Below are 7,982 nucleotides of genomic sequence, written 5' to 3' on the forward strand. Positions count from 1 at the left end.
ATCAACCAGAACCCATTGACCATCTTCTATAGCCCCGGAAAGCCGCGTGAGCTCACCCTTAAGGTAATCGATTTTATAATCTGCATCTTTTTGATAAACCCGGTAATAAAGGTAAAAGATGACCACAGAAGAAAGAGCCGGGATCGAGCCTCCGGGAAGACGTATAATTCTTCCATTATCGTAGTCAATGGAATAATCGATATTCTCCACGAAAATTCTTCCCAGGGAACTATCTGAGGCAACCACCACCGTATCGAAAATCAACTCCGGATGCAAAAGCTGAATCGTATCCCCGGATGAAAAACTAATATTCTCCTGCAGTGGAGAAAAAATCTCCTTCCCCTTCACTTTCTCAGTTCCAACCTGGATATTAGAATCGGGAAGCTTGACAGGAGAGCTTCCGACAAGATGTACCGGGTGATTCTCCATCTCCGAAACCCCCAGATGATGCTCGGAGATATGCTTTTTAACTAAAGATATGTTGGTGAAACTCATAATTTAGCGTCTCGCTGTTGGCTATTGGCTACTCGCTTTTAGCTTTTGGACTTTAGCCTTTTATTTGCTTAATCCTTTTTAATCTGCTGTGAGGTTCTTTGTCTTTCGTTTTTAACTTTTGATTTTAGCCTTTAGCCTGTAGACTCTATACTTTATTAGGTCTACCATCTTACTTTCTTTCTTTATTACCCTAAAACCAATAGTGTTTTCGCAGGGGCGAACCTATGTGTTCTCCCAAGTAACCTTCCCTCATAGACTGATCCTGACTGAGAAAAAACTTTTCAAAAACCTCTTGGAAAAACCCGAAAATCGTTTATATTATCTTAAAGAAATTAAAATGCTTCACCTTTTAGGCTAGGAGGATTTATGACCAAAGTTTTTTTAGCTTTCCTCTTTATTTTGTTTTTTACTTTGCCCCTCTTTGCTCAATCGGTTGACACAGCTTGGGTAAGAACGTACAACGGACCTGAAAACCAGAGTGAGTTTGCTAATGCTATAGTTGTAGATAAGTCTGGCAATATCTATGTGACAGGAAATAGCGAAGGAGACTATGTCACACTAAAATATCATCCTAGTGGCACTATTGCTTGGGTAAGGAGATACGACGGACCGACAAGTTACATCGATGCCCCTAAAGCCATTACTGTTGACAATTCTGGCAATATCTGCGTGACAGGTTTGAGTTGGGGTAATGGAACAGGCTACGATTATGCGACCATAAAGTATTATCCAAGTGGAGATACTGCTTGGGTCAGAAGATACAATGGACCGCCAGGCGACAGGGACGATGAGGCTCAAGCAATAGCGGCGGATGATGCTGGCAATATTTATGTTACCGGAAGGAGTGATGGAAGCAGTACTCTATGGGATTATGCTACTATAAAATATCATCCCAACGGAGATACTGCTTGGGTCAGAAGATACAATGGACCGCCAGGCGATAGGGACGATGAGGCTCAAGCAATAGCGGTGGACAAGGCTGGCAACGTTTATGTTACTGGATGGGGTGCGGGCAATGGGACAGATTACGACTACGTCACTATAAAGTATTATGCTAATGGCGATACCGCATGGGTCAGAAGATACAATGGACCAACAAATCATGCTGATTATTGTAACGCCATCGCACTGGATGGTTCGGGTAATGTGTACGTAACTGGTTCGAGTTACAATGATGGTACATTCTGGGATTGTGCCACTATAAAGTATTTTTCTAATGGAGATACTGCATGGGTCAGAAGATACAGTGCATCTGACAATTCAGAAGATTATTCTGTAGCCCTGGTAGTGGATAATTCTGGAAACATCTATTTGACTGGAATAAGTGGGGATTATTTCGGGAACTACATTGATTATTTAACCATAAAGTATCTTCCAGATGGAGATACTGCTTGGGTTAGAAGATATAATGGGCCAGGAAACGGTGATGACTATGCTTATGGCATAGCTATAGATGATTCTAACAACGCTTATGTAACTGGTAGGAGTGAAGGCTGTCTTACAATAAAGTATTTTCCTAATGGAGACACTGCTTGGGTTAGAAGATATAAAGGTCGAGATAACTACCTCAATGCTGCTTATGCTATAGCTTTAGATGGTTCTGATGTTGTTTATGTAATCGGAGAGAGTTTCCAAGGCAGTGAGACATATTCTGATTATCTCACGATAAAGTATTCATGCAAACATCCTCCTATAATTGACCAAATTGAAGCCAAGTATGTTGTGGAGGGAAACGAATTGACATTTTCAGTCCATGTAATAGATACTGACAGAGATAGTATAGCTTTACATACTACAAATATGCCCGCCAATGCGTTATTCACAGACAGTTGCAACGGAACAGGCATTTTCTCTTTTCATCCAAGTTATACTCAAGCCGGGAGTTATACCGTTGAATTCATTGCAACCGACCCGAGTGGATTAGCAGACTCCGAATTAGTCTGCATAACGGTGATTGAGGCAGGAAATCAAAGACCTAAACTAGCTCCTCTAAAGGACGCTGTTGCAGCGATAAATCAGGTCCTCTCTATTAGAATCAGTGCTACAGACCCCGATGGCACCATTCCGCACCTTTTTGCAGATTCACTACCTAACAATTCTTTTTTCCACGATAGTTTAAATGGAAAAGGCATTTTCACATTCACTCCAGATAACTCTCAATATGATTCAATTTATAGAGTTACCTTCATCGCCTCGGATGATTCTTTGTCAGACAGTGCTGTAATGAAAATCACCGTTATCGAATATTTTACAGGAGATGCTAATGGCGATGGCAAAGTAACGGTGTCGGATGTGATTTATTTGATAAACTATCTTTTCAAGGGTGGGCCTACACCAAATCCCCTGTTAGCTGGAGATGCTAATCATGATGACAAGGTAACAGTAGCTGACGTAATCTATTTGATTAATTATCTTTTCAAAGGAGGACCATCACCGATCTTCTGAGCCCCGATAAATCGGGGAAATCCCGCTTCATGCGGGACTGAAAGACAGTTTGGAGTTCGTCTGTTTGTCCGTTTGAACGAATAAACTTTCCTTTCAACGGGGGACGGGGTCGTCTTACGTCTTCCATCTCACTTCTTACTTTTTCCTTTATTTTTCCCTTGAACCTTCGAACCTTTGAACTTTTAAACCGCATTTATATATTTGCTTTCCGGCACTGCGGTTATCTGTGTTCCGACCGGTGCAGTTGCATATCCGGTTGTGACCCTGATCCTGACCCAGAAAAAAGTCGAGTTGTTCACCCCGCACATCTGCCAGTCTGAGGGAACAGAAGACAAATCCTGCCAGAGTATGACCAGTTTGGAAAGCGAATCCAGATGATAAGCACCCGAATAAGGGGTAAAGCTTTTCCATTCAGAGCCATCCCAGTATTCCCAGACCACCTGCCCGCCTATACCGGCAGTTGACAGGATTATTCTTGCCTGATTGAATTTATCATTCATCCCCAGGTAGAGAGCATCTTCTATATCTCTGATTAAACTGCTGGAGGTTGGATGAAAAATATCTGCAGAAGTGGCATTTTGTGCTTCAGATGTCCGGTCCGTATATTTATTTGTAGCAGAATGGTCGTAGCAGAAGACCTTATCTAAGATTTTCGCACCTCCAAGAAACGGAATAGGAGTGACAAAATTGCTTCCGGATTTATAAGAATAGAAAATCTGGTTCTGGTTATTCCCGATATTCTTACCATACAAAACATAGGGAACATTCCCGGAGAACTTTATCGCCGGGCTAACCGGAACTGCGGTATCAACCGTCATCACACCACTCCAGGAAAGACCATCAAATTCCCGGTACAAAAGAGCGGAATTTCCTGGAAAAACTATGCCGACCTTATTATCCGGGGAAACCGAAACCTGAAAATCATCCTGGATATTCGACCCGGAATAGACTGAAACCGCAGAGGACCAGACTGCGCTGTAAAGTTCAAAGGAACGATAAGCCAAAATGTCACCGCCATCTGAGTAAAAACAGCGGAGATAGGACGGCTGGAAAATCAGTTGAGAAAAACAGCCAGTAGAGCCAGAGGTCAAAGCCTCACCTGGGTCGGCTTCACCTGTTCCCCAGGTTATCCCATCATCAGTTGAGGATTTGACGTGCACCGAATATCTTGTTGTCACGGGATCATAATAGCTCCAGGAAACCCATAATCGATTAATCGAATCCTTCAAGATCGAAGGATAATAGTTATTCCCCACTGTGCAGACGTTCCTGACCGTTCCGATTGACCAGGCGCCATTGACAAATGACAGCTTGACCATAGCCAGAGTTAAACTGGTTTGCAATGTATAGGTCAAATAGACGTTCCCGGATGAATCCATAAATCCTGAAGCAGGAAAATCTGCTGAATTGGTAATTATATTCACCGGTTCAGACCAGGAAATATATGGAGGGTCAGCCCATCTGTAAACCAATGTAGTTGAATTCAGCGGATAGACTGAAATCGCCCTTCCTTTGTACTGCCCGGATGGAACTTTGAAAAGCTTATTCTGAGTCTGAATCCCGCTAGCATAAAAAGAACTTACTGTATCGATTAATTTCTGCATAATTTTGCTATTCGCTGTTAGCTTTTGGCTTTTCGACTTTAGACTACAGCCTTTAGCCTTTCATCTGCTTAATCCCTCTAATCAGCTGTGAGGTTTTTTCTCTTTTGGTTTCTGACTTTTGCCTTTAGACTTTAGCCTGAAGTCCTTAATCCCCTTCTCCCTTTCCTTTATACCTCAAAACCAGTAGCGATTCTGTTGTCCGTAGGGACGAACCTGCAGTTCGACAAGCTCACTGCCCTGAGCAAAGCCGAAGGGCGTGTCTACCCAGGTTTGGTGGAACAGGCATCTTGCCTGTTCTCTTTGTAGGGCAGCCACAAAAAAGTCAATCGCTCTTCTATCCAAATTATGTAAATAAATCCTGAAAAAACTCTTGCAAAAACTAAAAAGATATTTATATTGATTTTAAAGAGATTAATATAACCCACCTTATCAAACTAAGGAGGATTTATGAAGAAAATGCTACTTGTTTTTTGCATTATCCTTCTTTATAACTTACCTCTTTTCGCACAGGAAGTTGACACCGCCTGGGTGAGAAGATACAGCGGGCCCGGGCAGTCCCATGACGCTGCTTATAGTCTATGCCTTGACCGTTACGGTAATGCGTGTGTCACCGGAACAACTGCGACCGTAAAATATGCCGCAAACGGGGATCAACTGTGGGTCGGGCAATTCGGAGGAACCGACATAGCCATCGATGATTCCGGGAATGTTTATGTCACAGGGTCAGGCGGTACGGCAAAATATGGTGCCTCCGGCAACCTGCTATGGACCAGGCCCTGGAGTAGCGCCGCAGCCAAAAAACCTGCTGATCGCTGGATGCCCCAGGCTACTGCTCTGGCATTGGACAATTCTGGAAATATCTGCGTGACTGGAATGTTTTACAGCGGGTCATCCCTTGACTGTGTCACTATCAAGTATTATCCTGATGGCGACACAGCCTGGGTGACCCAAACCAATGCTGGGAACCCCGTGAATGGTGGTTTTGGTATAGCTGTCGATGATTCTGGCAATGTCTGTGTAACCGGAATAACTGGGCACCTGAATGGTTATGATTACCTAACTATCAAGTATTACCCTGATGGAGAGACTGCCTGGGTAAGAACGTTCATCCCGGACATCGAACCAGGATTCCCTTATATGGATTACGGTAATGGTATAGCCGGAGATGACTCTGGAAATGTCTATGTCGCCGGAACAAATGCTACTCTAAAATATGATGTGTCTGGAAACCTGTTATGGGTTAATAAATTGAATGGTCATGATATGGCTCTGGATGGTTCTGGCAACATATATGTCACTGGAAGCGGAAACAACTTGGACTATGTAACCATAAAGTATCGTCTGAATGGGGATAGCGCCTGGGTAAAAACCTACAACGGACCTGGAAACGACTGGGACGAGGCTTATTCGATAACCCTCGATAGCTCGGACAATGTCTATGTTACAGGAGTGAGTACCGGCAGCGGGACCGGCAACGATTTCGCCACTATAAAATACGACTCGAGCGGAAACCTACTCTGGTTAGTAAGGTTTGATGGTCCGGCGCATGGCGAGGATTTCGCCACGGACATAGCCATAGATACACAGGGCAACGTATATGTGACCGGATCCAGCCAGGACAGCACCGGATATGAAAACTACGTCACGATAAAATATCTTCCCTCTCCCTTTCTGCGTGGGGATGCTGATGGTGACAATAAGGTAACGGTATCGGATGTGATTTATGAAATAAACTACCTTTTCAAAGGAGGACCTTTACCTGACCCACTTAAATCCGGAGATACCAATTGCGATGGCAAGGTAACTATCGCCGACGTAGTTTTTTTAGTTAATTATCTTTTCAAAGTTGGGCCATCGCCAGTTTGTTAAAATACAGGTTGGACTTTGTTCATTTGCTGTAGGGGCATGGCATTGCCGTGCCCAATTTTTTTATGAGCTGTCAACCTCCATGTCTACCCATTCTCGGTGGAACAGGCATCCCTGCCTGTTCAATCTGGTCGGACAAGAATGTCTGACCTACCATAAAAAAACAGGGAGGGGACCCGAAGAGCTGGGTTTCGCAGAGCTCAACAATCCCCACACCTGTAACTTTCTCTAAGGTTGCGCCTACCAAATAAAAAAGGGCAGGCACACAGGCCTGCCCCTACGATTTCCATTCGTCATTCGTAATCCGTCATCCGTCATTTATTTTCTTTTTCCCTTGAACCTTCAAACCATTGAACTTTTTTTAGGTCCATACCGTATCAAGCACCAGCGCCGCTTCCTTTATCACCTTAGCATAGGCAACTGATTCAGAGATGACCGCCTCTTCTAATTTCTGCTCGATGATCTTGTCATACTCCACCATCAAAGGCTGAGTTACCACTTCCTCGATGGCAAACCGGTTATCTAATCCAATGACCAGATCAGTAGGCACATCGTCACAGCGGATCAAAGTCGAGCCTAAAGGAGAGACCAGCTCACCGGATTTTTGAAAGTTGAATCCTGCCATCGGGTCTTTGAATTCGCTCATAGTCAGGATGGTGCGCAAAAGAGTCTCGTTGCAGAGTATAGTATTCATCTCAAAGGGGAAAAACTCGTTCCACAGGTTGACCAGATCAGAGTAGACTAAAGAGCCTGAAGTGGCAGTGTTGAAAACCGTAGCTGGATTGCTGTTTCCGTCTCCATTGATGATAGTGTTGGTGATTAATCCCATCTTGTCTGCCTGTAATCTGAAACCTATGTACCAGAGCAGGACTTTAAACTGGGCAGTTGTCCTGGACCTCAATGCCCTGTAGGAGGTCTTCAGAGTGACCCCATAATCCGGAACAGTGATGGTATGTTCCTGCTCAGCTATTTGAATCGTGGGGATCTCAGCCTGATCTCCTATCGGACGAAGAGAGAGTTTTTTCTCCATAGGGGTCACGTTCACATGAAAGGGCGTGTAACGCGAACTGGAGACCTGAGCAGAGGAAGCCAATAGCCTGGATAACTCCGGTCTCATCTTCTGCCCTGCTTTTATCTCTCTCAACATAAATTCAGGCAAAAGCGCAGGTGCGCCCTGATAGAACATCTCCACCGTGATCGGATGTCTCCCCCCGATTCTCAGCTCGTTAACTAGAAGCTGTCTTTCAAAAGCGTCCAGAGGTGAATCTATGGGCGAGGGGTCATACTCCTCACTCTCTAAAAACTCAGTTAAGGAAACCCCTCTGCTCTGGGCTTCTAGATAGATCTCCCGGTCCACCTTTATGTTTTTAGCTCTGGACAGGTCCAAATTGACCGGAACAGACTTCTCCCTGGAAGCCAGCTCTAAAAGTCTGGTCAGTTGAGGAGATTTCTCCATCTCCCCTAATAGTTTTTCTAATTCCATCTTTTTCTCCTTTTACTAGATGTTTGTCATTGCGATTCCGCCGAAGGCGGAAGAAGCAATCCGTTTAATTTGTGCAGATTGCTTCGTCG

The 7,982-nt window shown here is 44.2% G+C and carries 5 protein-coding genes; 2 read left to right on the forward strand and 3 right to left on the reverse strand.

Going from position 1 to position 7,982, the window contains the following annotated elements:
• On the reverse strand, positions 1-495 hold a 495-nt coding region (locus tag MUP17_00550; protein MCJ7457469.1), incomplete at its 3' end, for a hypothetical protein.
• Between the two features lie 366 nt (positions 496-861).
• Here MUP17_00550 and MUP17_00555 point away from each other — a divergent pair.
• Positions 862-2,940: an SBBP repeat-containing protein gene (locus MUP17_00555; GenBank protein ID MCJ7457470.1), complete on the forward strand. Its 2,079-nt coding sequence runs from the start codon at positions 862-864 to the stop codon at positions 2,938-2,940.
• A gap of 182 nt (positions 2,941-3,122) precedes the next feature.
• Here MUP17_00555 and MUP17_00560 read toward each other — a convergent pair whose 3' ends face one another.
• Positions 3,123-4,544: a hypothetical protein gene (locus MUP17_00560; protein MCJ7457471.1), complete on the reverse strand. Its 1,422-nt coding sequence runs from the start codon at positions 4,542-4,544 to the stop codon at positions 3,123-3,125.
• 447 nt (positions 4,545-4,991) lie between these two features.
• On the opposite strand from MUP17_00560, the gene MUP17_00565 reads away from it, so the two are divergent.
• Positions 4,992-6,413, forward strand: a complete 1,422-nt coding sequence (locus MUP17_00565) for an SBBP repeat-containing protein (protein ID MCJ7457472.1) — start codon at positions 4,992-4,994, stop codon at positions 6,411-6,413.
• A gap of 358 nt (positions 6,414-6,771) precedes the next feature.
• Here the strand turns inward: MUP17_00565 and MUP17_00570 are convergent, their stop codons facing one another.
• Positions 6,772-7,893: a hypothetical protein gene (locus MUP17_00570; protein MCJ7457473.1), complete on the reverse strand. Its 1,122-nt coding sequence runs from the start codon at positions 7,891-7,893 to the stop codon at positions 6,772-6,774.
• Positions 7,894-7,982 lie beyond the last annotated feature (89 nt).

This window comes from Candidatus Zixiibacteriota bacterium (genome assembly GCA_022865345.1).
In the GTDB taxonomy this organism is placed as follows: Bacteria; Zixibacteria; MSB-5A5; order MSB-5A5; family RBG-16-43-9; genus RBG-16-43-9.

Coding starts and splice junctions, on each gene's coding strand:
- MUP17_00560 (MCJ7457471.1), bottom strand. CDS start 4,544: ATGCAGAAATTAATCGATACAGTAAGTTCTTTTTATGCTAGCGGGATT.
- MUP17_00570 (MCJ7457473.1), bottom strand. CDS start 7,893: ATGGAATTAGAAAAACTATTAGGGGAGATGGAGAAATCTCCTCAACTG.
- MUP17_00565 (MCJ7457472.1), top strand. CDS start 4,992: ATGAAGAAAATGCTACTTGTTTTTTGCATTATCCTTCTTTATAACTTA.
- MUP17_00555 (MCJ7457470.1), top strand. CDS start 862: ATGACCAAAGTTTTTTTAGCTTTCCTCTTTATTTTGTTTTTTACTTTG.